Source organism: Streptomyces sp. ITFR-16 (assembly GCF_031844705.1).
Lineage (GTDB): Bacteria > Actinomycetota > Actinomycetes > Streptomycetales > Streptomycetaceae > Streptomyces.
In genome coordinates this window covers 7,478,873-7,492,825 of record NZ_CP134609.1, presented here as the reverse complement: position 1 = coordinate 7,492,825, position 13,953 = coordinate 7,478,873, and the positions used below count along the sequence as shown (strand labels likewise).

The 13,953-nt window shown below is 75.2% G+C and carries 12 protein-coding genes and 1 pseudogene; 3 read left to right on the top strand and 10 right to left on the bottom strand.

Features of this window, described 5'->3' with window-relative positions; translation table 11 throughout:
* Positions 1-4 precede the first annotated feature (4 nt).
* Positions 5-1,270 (top strand): sulfite oxidase, encoded by a 1,266-nt coding sequence (locus tag RLT58_RS33100; RefSeq protein WP_311314038.1) that lies wholly within the window; start codon positions 5-7, stop codon positions 1,268-1,270.
* A gap of 34 nt (positions 1,271-1,304) precedes the next feature.
* Here RLT58_RS33100 and RLT58_RS33095 read toward each other — a convergent pair whose 3' ends face one another.
* Both RLT58_RS33095 and RLT58_RS33090 read right to left on the bottom strand, forming a co-directional pair.
* Complete coding sequence (locus RLT58_RS33095; protein WP_311314037.1) at positions 1,305-2,210, bottom strand: NAD(P)-dependent oxidoreductase; 906 nt, start codon at positions 2,208-2,210, stop codon at positions 1,305-1,307.
* 52 nt (positions 2,211-2,262) lie between these two features.
* Positions 2,263-2,889 (bottom strand): adenosylcobinamide amidohydrolase, encoded by a 627-nt coding sequence (locus RLT58_RS33090; RefSeq protein WP_399131989.1) that lies wholly within the window; start codon positions 2,887-2,889, stop codon positions 2,263-2,265.
* Positions 2,890-3,229: 340 nt separating this feature from the next.
* On the opposite strand from RLT58_RS33090, the gene RLT58_RS33085 reads away from it, so the two are divergent.
* Positions 3,230-4,282: a PRC and DUF2382 domain-containing protein gene (locus tag RLT58_RS33085; RefSeq protein WP_311314035.1), complete on the top strand. Its 1,053-nt coding sequence runs from the start codon at positions 3,230-3,232 to the stop codon at positions 4,280-4,282.
* 122 nt (positions 4,283-4,404) lie between these two features.
* Here RLT58_RS33085 and RLT58_RS33080 read toward each other — a convergent pair whose 3' ends face one another.
* The 4 genes from RLT58_RS33080 to RLT58_RS33065 form a co-directional block, all read right to left on the bottom strand.
* Entirely contained in the window at positions 4,405-5,628 is a 1,224-nt protein-coding gene (locus RLT58_RS33080; protein WP_311314034.1) for a beta-ketoacyl-[acyl-carrier-protein] synthase family protein, read from the bottom strand.
* Positions 5,625-5,885 (bottom strand): acyl carrier protein, encoded by a 261-nt coding sequence (locus tag RLT58_RS33075; RefSeq protein ID WP_311314033.1) that lies wholly within the window; start codon positions 5,883-5,885, stop codon positions 5,625-5,627. The genes RLT58_RS33080 and RLT58_RS33075 overlap by 4 nt, the downstream gene beginning before the upstream one ends.
* 263 nt (positions 5,886-6,148) lie before the next feature.
* Positions 6,149-8,053 (bottom strand): acyl-CoA dehydrogenase family protein, encoded by a 1,905-nt coding sequence (locus tag RLT58_RS33070; RefSeq protein ID WP_311314032.1) that lies wholly within the window; start codon positions 8,051-8,053, stop codon positions 6,149-6,151.
* A gap of 25 nt (positions 8,054-8,078) precedes the next feature.
* Positions 8,079-9,365 (bottom strand): beta-ketoacyl-[acyl-carrier-protein] synthase family protein, encoded by a 1,287-nt coding sequence (locus RLT58_RS33065; RefSeq protein WP_311314031.1) that lies wholly within the window; start codon positions 9,363-9,365, stop codon positions 8,079-8,081.
* A gap of 141 nt (positions 9,366-9,506) precedes the next feature.
* Here RLT58_RS33065 and RLT58_RS33060 point away from each other — a divergent pair, with 141 nt between their 5' ends.
* The gene (locus tag RLT58_RS33060; RefSeq protein ID WP_311314030.1) at positions 9,507-10,829 is read left to right on the top strand and encodes a hypothetical protein; all 1,323 of its coding nucleotides are present in this window, start codon (positions 9,507-9,509) and stop codon (positions 10,827-10,829) included.
* 78 nt (positions 10,830-10,907) lie between these two features.
* Here the strand turns inward: RLT58_RS33060 and RLT58_RS33055 are convergent.
* From RLT58_RS33055 to RLT58_RS33040, 4 genes and pseudogenes are all read right to left on the bottom strand, one after another.
* Positions 10,908-11,839: pseudogene (locus tag RLT58_RS33055) on the bottom strand (carbohydrate kinase).
* Positions 11,840-11,961: 122 nt separating this feature from the next.
* On the bottom strand, positions 11,962-12,225 hold the full coding sequence (locus tag RLT58_RS33050) for a type B 50S ribosomal protein L31 (protein WP_311314029.1): 264 nt from the start codon (positions 12,223-12,225) through the stop codon (positions 11,962-11,964).
* Positions 12,226-12,351: 126 nt separating this feature from the next.
* Positions 12,352-13,224 (bottom strand): ABC transporter substrate-binding protein, encoded by an 873-nt coding sequence (locus RLT58_RS33045; RefSeq protein WP_311314028.1) that lies wholly within the window; start codon positions 13,222-13,224, stop codon positions 12,352-12,354.
* 102 nt (positions 13,225-13,326) lie between these two features.
* On the bottom strand, positions 13,327-13,953 hold the full coding sequence (locus RLT58_RS33040; RefSeq protein ID WP_311314027.1) for a GNAT family N-acetyltransferase: 627 nt from the start codon (positions 13,951-13,953) through the stop codon (positions 13,327-13,329).

The following is a 13,953-nucleotide window of genomic DNA, read 5'->3' as shown; positions in this document are numbered from 1 at the left end:
GTCCATGAGTCCCGTTCCCCCGTCCGAGGCCGCGTACGACGAGCTGCGGCTGCGCCAGTGGTCGCGCGGCGTCGCGCGCTCCGCGGGCATCGAGCGCCGCGATCTGCTGCGGCTGGTGGCCGCCGCCTCGGTGGCCGTCCCCCTGGCCGGTGCGGCTCCCGCCCGCGCGGCGGCCGGTGTCCCGGACCCCGCCCCGGGGATCGTCAAGCCGCTGCCGCCCGAGGTGTTCACGGTGCGCGGCACCAACGCGGAGACCAATTTCGCGGCGCTGCGGGGGACGGGGCTGCTGACACCGGCCGACCGCTTCTTCGTGCGCAACCACACCGCCACCCCGCGCATCGACGCGGCCGGCTGGCGGCTGCGGGTGTGGGGCGACGGGCTGACGGGCCCGGCGGCGGAGTTCACGTACGACGAGCTGCGCGGGCTGCCCTCGGTCAGCCGCACCTCGTTCGTCGAGTGCGCGGGCAATGCCCGCAGTTACTACACGACGCAGCAGAACCAGGCGGTCACCGGTACCGCCTGGACCCTGGGGGCGATCGGTACGGCCCGCTGGCGCGGGGTGCGGCTCGCCGATGTGCTGCGCCGCGCGGGCATCGGCCGCCACGCGGTCGACATACTGCCGCGCGGGCTGGACGACGAGGTCATCAGCGACGGGATCAACCTGGGGCGGGTGCGCCGGCCGCTGCCCGTGGCGAAGGCGCTGGACGACGTGCTGCTCGCGTACGAGATGAACGGCGCACCGCTGCCGCCCGACCACGGCTACCCCGTGCGGCTGGTCGTGCCGTCCTGGATCGGTGTCGCGAACATCAAGTGGGTCGGTGACATCGAGGTGAGCGGCCGGCCCCTGGTCTCACCGTGGAACACCGGTCTGTACCGCCTGTTCGGGCCCGCGTACCCGGCCGGGGGCAGCGCTCCGCTGACCCGGCAGACGCTGAAGAGCGCCTTCGAGCTGGCGCCGGGCGCCACGCTGCGGGCCCGGCGCCGCCATGTGCTGACGGGGCGGTCCTGGTCGGGCGGGGCGCCCGTGCGCACGGTCGAGGTCAGCACCGACGGCGGGGCCCGGTGGCGCCGCGCCCGGCTGCGTGATGTGCCGCGCGACGGGAGCTGGGTGCGCTGGTCGGCCGACTGGCTGCCCAGGGACCGGGGGCCGGCCGTGCTGCTCGCCCGGGCGACGGACCGGACCGGCCGCACCCAGCCCGAGGTCGCCGTCCCCAACACGCAGGGCTATCTGTTCGACGCCGTGGTCCGGCACGAGGTGCGGGTGGTCTGACGGTTCGGCCGGTCCCGGGGGCGCGCGTCCGGGGTCAGTCGTCGTTCTTCTCCGGGGGCCGGCCCGCGTAGTAGGTGGCGATCATGTCCTCGTCGCCGTGGCCGGCCGCTTCGGCGCGCTCGAAGCGGGCGGCCGACGCGGCGGTCAGGTCCAGGCGGACTCCGGAGCGTTCGGCGGCGTCCAGGATGAGGCGGGTGTCCTTGAGGGCCGTGGACAGGGCGAAGCTCGGGGTGAGGTCGCCGGTCAGCACGGCGGCGGACTTGCCGTGGAGGTAGGCGGAGTCGAGCGGTCCGCCCTTCATGACGTCGAGGAACGTCTGCGGGTCCACGCCCAGGCCCTCGGCGAGGTTCAGGCACTCCGCGACCCCGCCCACCAGGGTGATCACCCAGGTGTTGACGACGAGCTTGAGCCGGGAGGCGGCTCCCGGCTCCTCGGCGACCCAGACGGTCCGCTGCCCGATCGCGTCCAGCACCGGCCCGGTCACCGCGCGGGCCGAGGTCGGACCGGAGACGAAGACGGTCAGCGTGCCCTGTTCCGCCGGCTGCCGGGTGCCGGAGACCGGGGCGTCGAGGTAGACGAGGCCGAGGTCGGCCGCCCGCTGGGCCAGTTCGACGGTGGCGTCGGGGCCGACGGTGGAGCTCTGCAGCAGGACCTGGCCCCGGTGCAGCCCGTCGGAGGCGGCGGTGAGCGCGGCGGCGACGGCGGTCCGGTCGTTGAGCACGGTCAGGACGACGTCGGCGCCGCGTACGGCGTCGGCCGCGGTGTCCGCGACCGTGGCGCCGTCGGCGGCGAGCGGGACCGCCTTCTCGTGGGTGCGGTTCCAGACGCGGACGTCGAGCCCGGCCCTGAGCAGGCTGCGGGCCATGCCCGAGCCCATGATTCCGGTGCCGAGCACGGCGACGACGGGCCGCTGCGGAACGGCGTCGGCTGCTGAGGTCATGCGATGTCCCTTCGTCGGCCGCGCCGGGGTGGGGCGCGGCGGATCCGGATGCTCAGGATTGCCGCAGCGCGCCCTCCAGGACGGCAGCGTGCACGGCCCTGGCGAGTCGCGCTCCCCATACGGAGCGGGGGCCCGCGAACGGCTCGCCCGGGCCGGTGTCCGGGGCGGGTGCGGCGATACAGACGGAGTCGGTGGGGGTGCCGGAGCAGTCGAGCCCGGCGTCCAGGAGTGCCTGCACCTTGGCCTCGGTGGCGGTGGCGACGGCGTTGACCAGCGCGGCGTCGGACAGGGGTACGGGGAGCGTGACGACGATGTTGACCGTGCCGGGCTCCGGCCGTCCGCCGGTGCCCTCGGCAGGGGCCGCCGCCCAGCCGCGTACGCCGAGGCCGCAGGTGGCGGTCGCGGTGACGCCCTCATCGGCGGCGACCGTGTACGCGGTGACGTCGGCGGCCGTCATCAGTCCGGCGCCGGGTCCGGTGAGGCGGGCGGCCGCGGCGATCTCGGCGAGGTGGCGGTCGGGGTCCATGCGCGGATAGCCGCCGGGCACCTGGGCGTTGAGGATCCAGGCGCGCGGGCCGATGCCGCCGCCGAGCACCGCGCTGCTGCACACCCGCCAGCCGGCCCCGAGCCGCCACACGAGGTGGTGCAGCTGCACGCCGTCCTCATGCCGGACCAGCAGCTCACCGCGCTGCCGGGGCAGCCGGACACGGACGGAACGGATGGGCACTCCCGGGGGTGCGGCGGGACGACGGCGGTGGGCGACCCGTCGATCATAGGGCCCGGTGCCGAGCCATAGGGCCCGGTGCCGAGCGTCCGCCGTTCACTCGATTGGCCTAATTCGGGCGGGAGGCCCACAGCCGTGTCGCACGGGGCCTGCGCCGACCCGGCGCGGGTGCGGCACCCCGCTCGCGGTGGCCGGGCGGTTGCAGCGTCCATCCGGGTGAGGCGCGATGGAATCCGGACGCGCCTCCCCTGCTGGACCCACCCACAGGACGCGCCCGGGCGAGGAGGAATCGGACATGGGAGCCGCTGACGGTTTCACGGATTCCGGAGAGCTCGACGGCCTGACGGTGTACGACACCGAGGGCGAGAAGATCGGCAACGTGGGGCGGGTGTATGTCGACGACAGCACCGGCCGGCCGGACTGGATCACGGTGAAGACCGGTCTGTTCGGTATGAAGGAGAGCTTCGTGCCTCTCGCCGGAGCCCGTCGCGTGGGCTCCGACCTGCACATCTCTCATCCGAAGGACACGGTCAAGGACGCCCCCCGGGTGGACGCGGACGCGCATCTGTCCGTCTCCGAGGAGGAGGAGCTCTACCGGCACTACGGGCTGACCAAGAACACCACGGCCAATCTCGGCGACCGGGCCGGGAGCGGCACGGGCGCCGACGCACCGACGACATCGGGCACGGGCACCATGGGCGCGGCCGGAGCAGGCGCGGCGGCCGGGGCCGGAGCCGGAGCCGGGGCGATGGGCGCCGCCGGCAAGGGCGGCACCTCCGGGACCGACCGGACCCAGGTGACCGGCACCGCGGCCGGCGCGGGTTCCGGGACCGGCAGGCACCGGGACACCGAGACCTCCGGCACGTCCCGTCCGCTCGTCGGAGCCGGGGCTGGAGCCGAACGGTCCGCCGCTGACCCGGGCGGCAAGGAGGAGCTGATCCGTTCCGAGGAACAGCTGCACATCGGCACGGAGGAGTACGAGAGCGGCAAGGCCCGCCTCCACAAGTACGTCGTCACCGAGAACGTCACCCGGACCGTGCCCGTCTCGCACGAAGAGGTACGCGTGGTCCGCGAACCGCTTCAGCCGGGCGACAAGGCGGCCGGCCGCACGGACATCACCGAGCAGGACGTGGAGGTCACCCTGCACGCGGAACGCGCCACCATGCGCAAGGAGACCGTGCCGGTCGAACGCGTGCGCATGGAGACCAAGAAGGTGACCGAGCAGAAGGAGGTCTCCGCGGAGCTGCGCAAGGAGCAGATCGACTACGCGGACGGCACCACCAAGGGCGGCAAGGACATGGGCGGAAAGGACATGGGCGGCGAGTTCGGCCAGGGACGGCGCCGCTGACCCCCCGCAGACCGCGCCGTACCGGCCGCACCGGACAAGCGAGGGGCGGACCCGCTCACGGGTCCGCCCTTTCGTGTCCCCTCGTGTCCCCCGCGCCCGGCAGCCCTTCCGTGCCCCCCCGGTCAGGGGCGCCGGAGTGCGACCACCGCGTTGTGTCCGCCGAAGCCGAAGGAGTGGCTCACGGCCCGCCGGAGGGGCAGCTCCAGCGGCCGCTTGGTGACGCAGTCGATGTCGAAGCCGGGAGCGGGGGCGTCCAGGTTCGCGACGGGCGGGATGACCCCGCGCTGGAGCGTGAGGACCGTGAGCCCGGCCTCGATCGCCCCGGCCGCACCCATGCAGTGGCCCAGAACGCCCTTCGGGGCGGTGACGGGCGGCCGGTGCGGGTACACCCGGGCGATGAGCGCCGCCTCCGCCGCGTCGTTCTGGGCCGTCGAGGTGCCGTGCGCGTTGATGTGCTCGACATCGGCGGCCCGCCAGCCCGCGCCGCGCAGGGCCGCCTCGACGGCGGCCTGGGCGACCCGGCCGTCGGGGTGCGGGCTCGTGGGGTGATGGGCGTCCGTGGTGGCGCCCGTGCCGGCGAGCAGCGCGCGGGGCTCGGCGCCCCGCGCCTCGGCGTCGTCCGCGCGTTCCAGCACCATGACGGCGGCGCCCTCGCCCATGACGAGTCCGGCCCGGTCCTCGGCGAAGGGACGGCTCAGCCGGGAAAGGTCGCCGTCCGCGCGGGCCGCCGCGCCGGATCGCGCGAATCCGGTCATGGCGACCGGGAAGACGGTCGACTCGGTGGCTCCCGCGATGGCCAGGTCGCACTGGCCGGTGACGAGCAGGTCCCGGGCCACGGACAGGGCGGTGACACCCGACGAACACGCCGTGCACGGCGCCAGACTGGGACCGGTCGCCCGCATCTCGATCGCGATCTCGGCCGCCGGCATGTTCGGGATGGTGAGCAGGATGCCGGACGGCGAGGTCGCCTCCGCGCCGCGCCGCTCCAGCACCAGGGCCTGCCCGGCGAGCCCCGCCGACCCGCCGCTGCTCGTACCGACGACGACCGCGACCCGGCTGCCGTCCCAGCCGGCCGGGTCGAGGCCCGCGTCGGCGACCGCCTCCCGGGCGGCGAGCACGGCGAACTTCACGTACCGGCCCATCCGGAACGCCGTGCGGCGGCCGATCTCGGCGTCCAGGTCGATTCCGTCGACCACGCACGCGAAGTCGATCGCGCACCCTTCGAGGGCGGCGACGGTCCGGGCCGGGCTGACCCCGGCGCACACACCGGCCCAGGTGGACTCGGTGTCGTTGCCGACCGGGGTGATCATGCCCAGGCCGGTGACGGCGACGGCCGGGGCCCTCATCGGGCGGTGCCCACCGATGCCCCGCCGCCCGCCGCCGCGTGGAGGAGCTCGGTGAGCCGGGCAAGCGTGGTCTGCCGGTGCAGGGTGCCGGGGTCCAGCTCGGCCCCGGTGGTCTCCCTCAGGATGACGGCGAACTCGGCGACGGCGAGCGAGTCCATGTCCAGGCTGTCCATCGTGGAGTCCGGAAGGATCTCGGCCACGGGCACCTTGAAGGTGCGGCTGAGTACGTCGGTGATCTCGGGGTGAATCGCGCTCATGGTCTTCCTCTCCTCGTGCCCGTCCGGTGGGCGTCCGGGCGGCGGCGCACACCGCCCCGACGCCGGAGTAACTGAGCAGCGTCGCGCCGGTTACGCCTTGCGGCGAACCGATTCGCCACCGCGGTGCGCCGAGCCCTCGCGGCACCGTGAGAGGACGGCCGCCGTGCCCCAGAAGGCGAGGAGTACGGCCCCGGCCCCGACGCCCTGTGCCGCGTCGGCCGCGCGCCTCAGCCGCGCCCCCGGCCATCGCCGCGCCACGCCCCTCATCGCCCGGCCTCCGCGCGTTCCCGGGAGCCGTCCGTGTGCCAGTGGGCGCCCGGGTCGTCGTACGCGTCGGTGTACCGGGCCCCCGTGATGGGCCAGTCGGCGAGCAGTTCCTCGGGCAGCGCGAAGGACGCGGCCAGCTCCGGCAGGCGGCCCCCCACCGCGGCGACCAAGTGCTCGATCGATTCGGCCAGTTCCCCGACCTGACCGGCGCTCAGGTGCCCGCCGGCGAGCAGGTCACCGCTGTTGCGGTCGATCCAGCGCAGGGCGAACAGCCGGGCCAGCTCGTCCAGCCGGGCGCGGGCCGCCCCGGCGGGCAGTGCCCCGACCGCGTCCGCGTACGCCTCGGCCGCCAGCCGGTAGGCGTGGGCCTCGACCCCGCGCAGGGCCGGCCCGGCCGCCGCGTTCCACCGCTCCAGCGGGCTGCCCTGGGCGGCCCGCTCGGCCCGGGCGCCGGCGCGTGCGAACCAGATCCGCTCCACCCGCTCCAGGAGCCGGACGAGGAACCGCAGATCGGTGAGGTCGCCGGCCTCGCTCGCGGCGCCCGGCGGGTCGTCCCCGCTGTCCGGCGGCGGGGCGAGGAGCAGGTGGGCGGCGGCCCGGGCGTGGATGGGCAGGTTGTCGCCCTCGGCGGTGATGGCCCCCTCCACCCCGGTGACGAGTTCGGTCATCCCATTGTTCTCCAGCAGCCCCTGGGCGCCGCAGCGCTCCCGGCACTCGACGATCACGGCCCGGGCCTGCCAGGTGATCCACCCCTTGGCGACATCGACGAGCCGCTCGGCCGCCTCCCGCTCCGGTGCGGGCCCCCCGGCCGCCGCTTCCCAGCGGTCCAGGACCCGCCGGTGCAGCAGGCTCATCGCGAAGACGGTCGCCATCGCCTCGGCCAGCGGCCCGTGATGGCTGCGGTGCGCGAGCACCGGCACCGGCGGTGACGGGCGGCTCGCCGAGATGTGCCGGTGGCCTCCGTAGCGGACCGCGATGGCCAGCGTGGTGCGGGCGGAGCCCACGGCGCTGGCGCTCATGCAGACGCGGCCCGCCGTGACCCGCCCGATCGAGGCGAGGAAGCGGCGCCTGCGGCCCTCGGTCGCGCTGCGGAACTCCCGGTCCTCGCCGATCCGCCCCTGCGCCCCGCCGAGCAGTGCCTCGCGTCCCACGAAGACCTGGTCGAAGGAGGTCAGGGCGTGGTCCACGGGGCTGCCCATCCGGGCGGGGAGCCGGCGCACCCGGATGCCGGGCAGGGCGCGGGAGGCGTCGGTGAGCGGCACCAGCAGCAGGAAGACCCCCTGGTCGGCGCCGTCGACGAGCAGACGGGCGGCGACGAGCCCGGACTTGGGGCCGCCGGCCGGAGTGGTGTTGGGCATGAACTTCTGCGCACCGGCGTGCGGGGTGTGCAGGACGAACCCGTCCCGTGCGCGGTCGTAGGTGGCGGTCGTCTCGACGGCGGCGGCGTCGTTGCCGTGCGCCACCTCCGTACACAGGAAGGTCCCGACGCGCCGCAGCTGGAGGAAGTCCGACAGATCGCGGGGGCGGTCGGCGTCGTGGTCGAGGAGGCTGCCGAGGAAGAGGTTGTAGTGGATTCCGGCGACCGTGGCGAGCGCCGGGTCGACCGGGGCGAGCCATTCGTGCAGGGCCGCCAGCGCCCTCGGGTCGGCGGCGGGCCTGGCGGCGCTGTCCAGTGCGCTGTTGAGGGCGCGCAGCCGGGCGTGGGCGAGGGCGAGCCGTTCGTCTGGGGTCGGGCCGGGCGGGTCGCAGACGGGCCGGCGAAACGGTTCGGTGGCGGTGAGCCGCCGCCAGAAGCCGTGCTCACGGCGGGCGTCCGGGCCCAGGAGTACGGAGGTGAGCGGGTCCATGAACGGATCGGTGCCGACACCAGGGGTGCCGGCACCGTCGAGGGTGGTGGTCATATACACAGGAACGATCAGGAAACGGTCAGGACACCCGGAATCCCACGCCGGTGGCCGTCGAGGGTGTTCGTCCGCCGTCGTTCCGGACCCGTCCGAAGGCGAGCGCGACATTGTGCCCGCCGAAACCGAAGGAGTGGCTGACCGCACGCAGGACGTGCTGCGGGCGCGGCTGCTTGGTGACGCAGTCGATGTCCCACTCGGTGGGCGGTGCGGCCAGGTTGGCGACGGGCGGGACGACGCCGTGTTCCAGGGTGAGGACGGTGGCGGCGGCCTCGATCGCCCCGCCCGCGGCGAGGGTGTGTCCGGTGACGCCCTTCGGCGCCGTGACCGAGGGGCGGTGCGGGAAGAGCCGCTCGATCAGCGCGGCCTCCATCGCGTCGTTGAGCGGGGTGGAGGTGCCGTGCGCGTTGATGTGGTCGACCTCGTGGGCCGACCAGCCCGCCTCGGCCAGCGCCGCCTCGACCGCCCGGCGGGCGCCGCGGCCGCCGGGGTCGGGGGCGGTGGGGTGGTGGGCGTCCGTCGCGGCGCCCGCGCCCGCCAGCACCGCGCGGGCGCGGGCGCCCCGGGCCCTGACGTCCTCTCCCCGCTCCAGCACCAGCACGGCGGCGCCCTCGCCCAGCACGAAGCCGTCGCGGTCCGGGGCGAAGGGCCGGGAGGCGCCCGCCGGATCACCGGTGCGCGTGGACAGCGCGCCCATGCCGGCGAACGCCGTGACCACGAGCGGGGTCAGCACGGACTCCGCACCGCCCGCCACCACCACGTCGCACCGGCCGCTCGTCAGGAGGTCGCGGGCGAGGGCGATCGCGGTGGCGCCCGACGCGCAGGCGGTGGCCGGGGCCAGACTCGGCCCGTGGGCCCGCAGATCGATGGCGACCTCGCCCGCCGCCGCGTTGGGCATCATCATCGGTGCGAGGAGCGGGGAGACGGCGTGCGGCCCGCTCGCGTCCAGCTTGCGGACGTTGTCGACGAGGACGGAGACTCCGCCCACCCCGACACCGAGCACGACACCCACCCGTTCGCCGTCCCAGTGCGCCGGGTCGAGCCCCGCGTCGGCCACGGCCCGCCGGGCGGCCATCAGGGCCAGCTTCACGAACCGCGCCATCCGCCACCCGGCGCGTCCGCCCACCGCCTCGTCGGGATCGGGTCCGGCGGCCCGGCAGGCGAAGTCGGCGGGCAGCCCCGCCAGTTCCCCGCAGCGCCGGGCCGCGGACTCGCCGGCGCACAGCCCCGCCCAGAAGCTCTCCTCGTCGGCGCCCACGGGGGTCACCAGCCCCAGTCCCGTCACCACGGTCGTACGCGCGTCCCGCGTCATGCCCGGCCCTCCCCTGTCTCGTCCGTTCCCACCGGTGTCGAACGCGCGTGGCACCGGGGAGGGTGCGCCCACCCCCGTACCTGTCACCCACATGCAGCAATCCGCCGCGCCGCGCACCACTCCAGGGCATCCCCTGGGGTCATGGAACGGGACCCCGGGCGGCCGGCAGCGCCGGACGAGCACGGCGAACTGGAGGCCCTGCGGGCCCGGGTGGCGCAGCTGGAGGCGCGCGGGGCGGGCCGGCCACGGCTGCGGGCGCGTTCGTTCCTCGCGGCCCTGCTGGTCCTGGTGGCGGCGGTCCTGACACCGCTGAGCATTCTGTCGAGCTGGGCGAGCGACATCGCCGGGGACACCGACCGCTATGTGCGGATGATGGCTCCGCTGGCCTCCGACCCCGATGTGCGGGCGGCGGTGACGGACCGTGTGACGGACGCCGTCATGGACCGGCTGGACGTCGACGCGCTGCTGACGGACGTCGCCCCCGCCGACCGGCCGGCCGTCGACAAGGCGCTCGGGAAGCTGGGCGGGCCGCTCACCGCCGGTCTCACCGACTTCGTGCACACGACGGTGGACCGGTTCGTGACGAGCGACGGATTCGAGCGGGTGTGGACCGGTCTCAACAGGTCCGCGCACGCCTCGGTCGTGAAGGCGCTGACCGGAGAGGGCGGCGGCGCGGTGAAGCTGACCGGCGACACCGTCACGGTGGACCTCGCCCCGGTCGTCGACCGGGTGAAGCAGCGTCTGGTCGACCGGGGCCTGACGGCCGCCGGGAAGCTCCCCGAGATCCACACCGGCTTCACGGTGCTGACGTCGGACGCGGTCGGCAAGGCGCAGAAGGGATTCCGGGCGCTGCGCATCCTCGGCTTCTGGCTCCCCGTGGTCACGCTGCTGGTGGCCGCCGGCGGGGTGCTGCTCGCGGTCCGCCGCCGGCGGGCGCTGGTCACGGCGGGCCTCGCGGTCGCGGTGGGTGCCGGCCTGCTCGGGATCGGCCTGTGGGCGGGGCGCGCCTTCTACCTCGACAGCCTCCCCGCCGGCGTGTCGCAGCCGGCCGCGGGCGCGGTCTTCGACGCGCTGGCCGGCTGTCTGCGCGCGGGGGTCCGGCTGGTCGTGACCGTCGGCGCGGTGGTGGCCCTGGCCGCCTGGCTGACCGGCCACGGCCGCGCGGCGGACCGGGTCATGGCGATGTGGGGCGGCGGCATCGGGGCCGTGCGCGACGCGGCGGGCTTCACCGGCGGCCCGGTCGGCCGGTGGGTGCACCGGGCCCGGCGGCCGCTGAACTGGACGGTGGTCGTGGTGGCCGTGGCGGTGCTGGTGGCGTGGGAGCGCCCGACGGGGCCGGTGACGGTGTGGATCACGCTGTGCGCCCTGTTCGTGCTCGCCGTGGTCGAGTTCCTCGACGACGACGGGACCCCGCGTGCGGTGGCTCAGGGCGGGGGGCACGAGGGTGCGGCGGGGCTCCGGTAATGCCTCGGTGACGGGCGGCCGGCAGGCCGCCCGCGGTGCCACCGTTCCCCCGGGGGGTGACGGTGGCACCGCCCGTTCTCATCCCCGGTCGAGCGCCGCCGCGAGTTCCGTCCCGTCGGGCGGGCTGGCGCCCGCCCGGGCGACGGTCACGGCCGCCGACGCCGCCGCGTGGCGCAGGACGTCGGTCACGGTGGCGCGGTCCAGCGACCGCAGCCGTTCCCGGCCGGCCGGGCCGAGCAGTCCGTGAGCGGCGAGTGCGTGCAGGGCGCCGGACATGAAGGCGTCGCCCGCGCCCACGGTGTCGACGACCTCGGTGGGCAGGCGGCGACCGTCACCCGGCCGTCCGGCACGAGCGCGAACGCCCCGTCGCCGCCCCGGGTGACGAGGACGGCGGCCGGGCCGGTGGCGAGCCACCGGGCGGCGGCCTTCTCCGGGTCCTCGCCGGGGTAGAGCCACTCCAGGTCCTCGTCGCTGACCTTGACCACGTCGCTGAGGGCCGCACAGAGCTCGACCCTGCGCACGGCCTCGTCGTGGTCCCCCATCAGCTGCGGCCGCACATTGGGGTCATAACTGACCGTCGCCCGGGCGCGCAGCGATTCCACGGCGGCGAGGACGGTGTCGGCGCCGGGTCCGGTCACGGCGGCGATCGAGCCGGTGTGGACGTGCGCGGGCGGCCGGTCCAGCGCGACCGGGCCGAGCGTCCAGGTGATCTCGAAGGTGTACGCGGCCCGGCCCGCGTCGTCCAGGGTCACGGCGGCGCAGGGGGTGGGGGCGGTGGAGCCGTCGGTGCGCACCTCGACGCCCGCTCCGGTCAGATGGTCCCGGATCAGCCGCCCGTTCGGGTCCGCGCCGAGCTGGGTGAGCAGGGTCGCGGCATGTCCGAGCCGGCCAAGCCCGTACGCGACGTTCGCCGGGCTGCCGCCGGGGTGGACCCGGTCGGCGGCGCCGGGCAGCCGGACGATGTCGGCGACGCACTCGCCGATGACCAGCAGGTCGAGTCTGTCGAGCATGAGCGTGAGGTCTCCCGGGGCGGTGACGTGGTGTCCTGGCGGGAGGCGCGGCCCCCCACCCCATGGACCCGATCCTGCCGCATGCCCGCGGGCCGTCGGCCACGCCGGGAGCCGCCGCCCGGTCAGCCGGCGTCCGCGCCGCCCTCCTCGCCGTACCGGCGCTCGAACTTGGCGACCTGGCCCTCGGTGTCGACGACCCGGGCCTTGCCCGTGAAGAACGGGTGGCTCTCGGCCGAGATCTCCACGTCGATGACGGGGTAGCTCTCGCCGTCGTCCCAGTCGATCGTCTGGTCGCTGGACGCGGTGGACCGGGTCAGAAAGGCGTAGCCGGCCGCGCGGTCGCGGAAGACGACGGGCCGGTAGGCGGGGTGCTTGTCCTGCTGCATGCCTGCTCCTGGGGACGTACGGGTACGGGCGCGGGACGCTCCCGGCCAGCCTGGCGAACCGGGGCGTCCCGCGCGATCGGACGCGTCCGTACGGGGCACCGGCGTCCCGGGACGGCGGCTCGGCCGCTACGCCTCCAGCGCGTCGGCCACCAGGTGCAGGAACCGTGCGTGGGCCCGGGCGCTGCACAGCGGCTCGGGGTTCCAGGGCACCACCCGCGCCGAGCGGGCGATCGCCGCCCACTCCTCGTTGTCCCGCAGTTCGTCCAGCGGTGTGGCGTTGACCCGGATGTCGGCCAGTACGACGTCCGGGCGCAGCGCCCCGGCCTCCGCCCAGGGCGCCGTGGACCAGTTCGCACCGGGCCCCTCGGCGGGTTCCACCAGGGCGACGCCGAGCTCGGACAGGACCCGCAGCTCGGGCCACATCCGGGGCCGGGCCAGATACGCCTGTTCCTGGCCGGCCGGGGAAAGGGCGAGGACCCTGGCCCGGTCCGGGCCCGGGGTCAGGGCGCGCAGCCGGTCCCGGGCGGCGTCCAGCTCCTGCGTGGCCGACGCGGGCTCCTCGGCGCCGAGCGAGCGGGCCAGCCGGGCGAACCGGTCGCCGATCTCCGCCAGGGTGCGCGCGTGGCCGACATCGATGACGACGACCGGGACGTGCCCCTCCAGATGCTTGGCCGTCTCCGGGTCGAGGCCGTAGACCTGGCCTCCCCCGTAGCTGACGGCCACCACGAGGTCCGGTGCGCCGCTGAGCAGCGTGTCGACGTCCAGGGTGGCGCCGGCTCCGACGTACGCGACCTCGTCCAGGGGCAGCGCGCCCGTCTTGGCGACGTCCGGCACGGACCGGTCGTCATGGTCCGAGCCGAATATCGCGCTCGGACGTATCCCGTGGTCCCACAGCGTCGCACCGGCCTGGACATAGGCCAGCACCCGCGTCGGGCGCTGTTCGCCGGCCGCTAACTGCCCACGATCGTCGGAGAATTGCCACACGGTCCGCTCCTTCACCTCACACACCCTTCGTCGCGGGCCCGCACGGGCCCGCGACGGCCGTCCACGAGTACCTGCCCAGCGGGTCCGTGCGGCACCCTCCCCGCCGGCGGGGAGCTGTTACAGATCCGCCTGGGTGCCGCGCACCAGGTAGGTGACGGGACCGGGGTCGGGGACGGACATCTCGGTGAAGCCGAGCCGGTCGTAGAAGGCCCTGGCGGGGGTGTTGGCGGTGAGCATCGACAGGTGCACGCCCTCGACGCCCTTCGCGCGGAGGGCGGCGAGGAAGGTGCGCATCAGCTCCCTCCCGTACCCCTTGCGCTGCCAGTCGGGCAGCAGGTCGATGTGCAAGTGGGCCGGATGTCCGGCGAGTTCGGGCAGGACCATTCGCTCCGGGTGGTGCAGGAGGCCGATCATCTCGTCGCTGGGACTCTGCGGCGGGCCCTCCGGGCGCGGGTAGCGGTCCTCGACCAGGGGCAGCCAGCGCTTGCGGAACTCCGTGACGAACGCCGGGGTGTCGGCGGTGCCCAGGATGTAGCCGACGGCCCGGCCCGTGCCGTCGTCGATGACGAAGGCGAGGTCGGGTTCGAGGTGGGCGTAGGGCGCGGCGAAGATCGCCGGCATCAGCTCCGGGTCGGGGTACAGATGCCGGGAGTCCCCGCCGTTGTCGGCCGTGCGGACGCAGATGTCCGCGAGCGCCTCGCGGTCGTCGGGGTGGTAGGCGCGGGGGCCTGGAAGCGTGGTCAC

Bases quoted from the DNA above. Each gene is read 5' to 3' on its own strand.
- RLT58_RS33085 (WP_311314035.1), top strand. From the start codon at position 3,230: ATGGGAGCCGCTGACGGTTTCACGGATTCCGGAGAGCTCGACGGCCTG.
- RLT58_RS33060 (WP_311314030.1), top strand. From the start codon at position 9,507: ATGGAACGGGACCCCGGGCGGCCGGCAGCGCCGGACGAGCACGGCGAA.
- RLT58_RS33095 (WP_311314037.1), bottom strand. From the start codon at position 2,210: ATGACCTCAGCAGCCGACGCCGTTCCGCAGCGGCCCGTCGTCGCCGTG.
- RLT58_RS33080 (WP_311314034.1), bottom strand. From the start codon at position 5,628: ATGAGGGCCCCGGCCGTCGCCGTCACCGGCCTGGGCATGATCACCCCG.
- RLT58_RS33050 (WP_311314029.1), bottom strand. From the start codon at position 12,225: ATGCAGCAGGACAAGCACCCCGCCTACCGGCCCGTCGTCTTCCGCGAC.
- RLT58_RS33100 (WP_311314038.1), top strand. From the start codon at position 5: ATGAGTCCCGTTCCCCCGTCCGAGGCCGCGTACGACGAGCTGCGGCTG.
- RLT58_RS33065 (WP_311314031.1), bottom strand. From the start codon at position 9,365: ATGACGCGGGACGCGCGTACGACCGTGGTGACGGGACTGGGGCTGGTG.
- RLT58_RS33075 (WP_311314033.1), bottom strand. From the start codon at position 5,885: ATGAGCGCGATTCACCCCGAGATCACCGACGTACTCAGCCGCACCTTC.
- RLT58_RS33070 (WP_311314032.1), bottom strand. From the start codon at position 8,053: ATGACCACCACCCTCGACGGTGCCGGCACCCCTGGTGTCGGCACCGAT.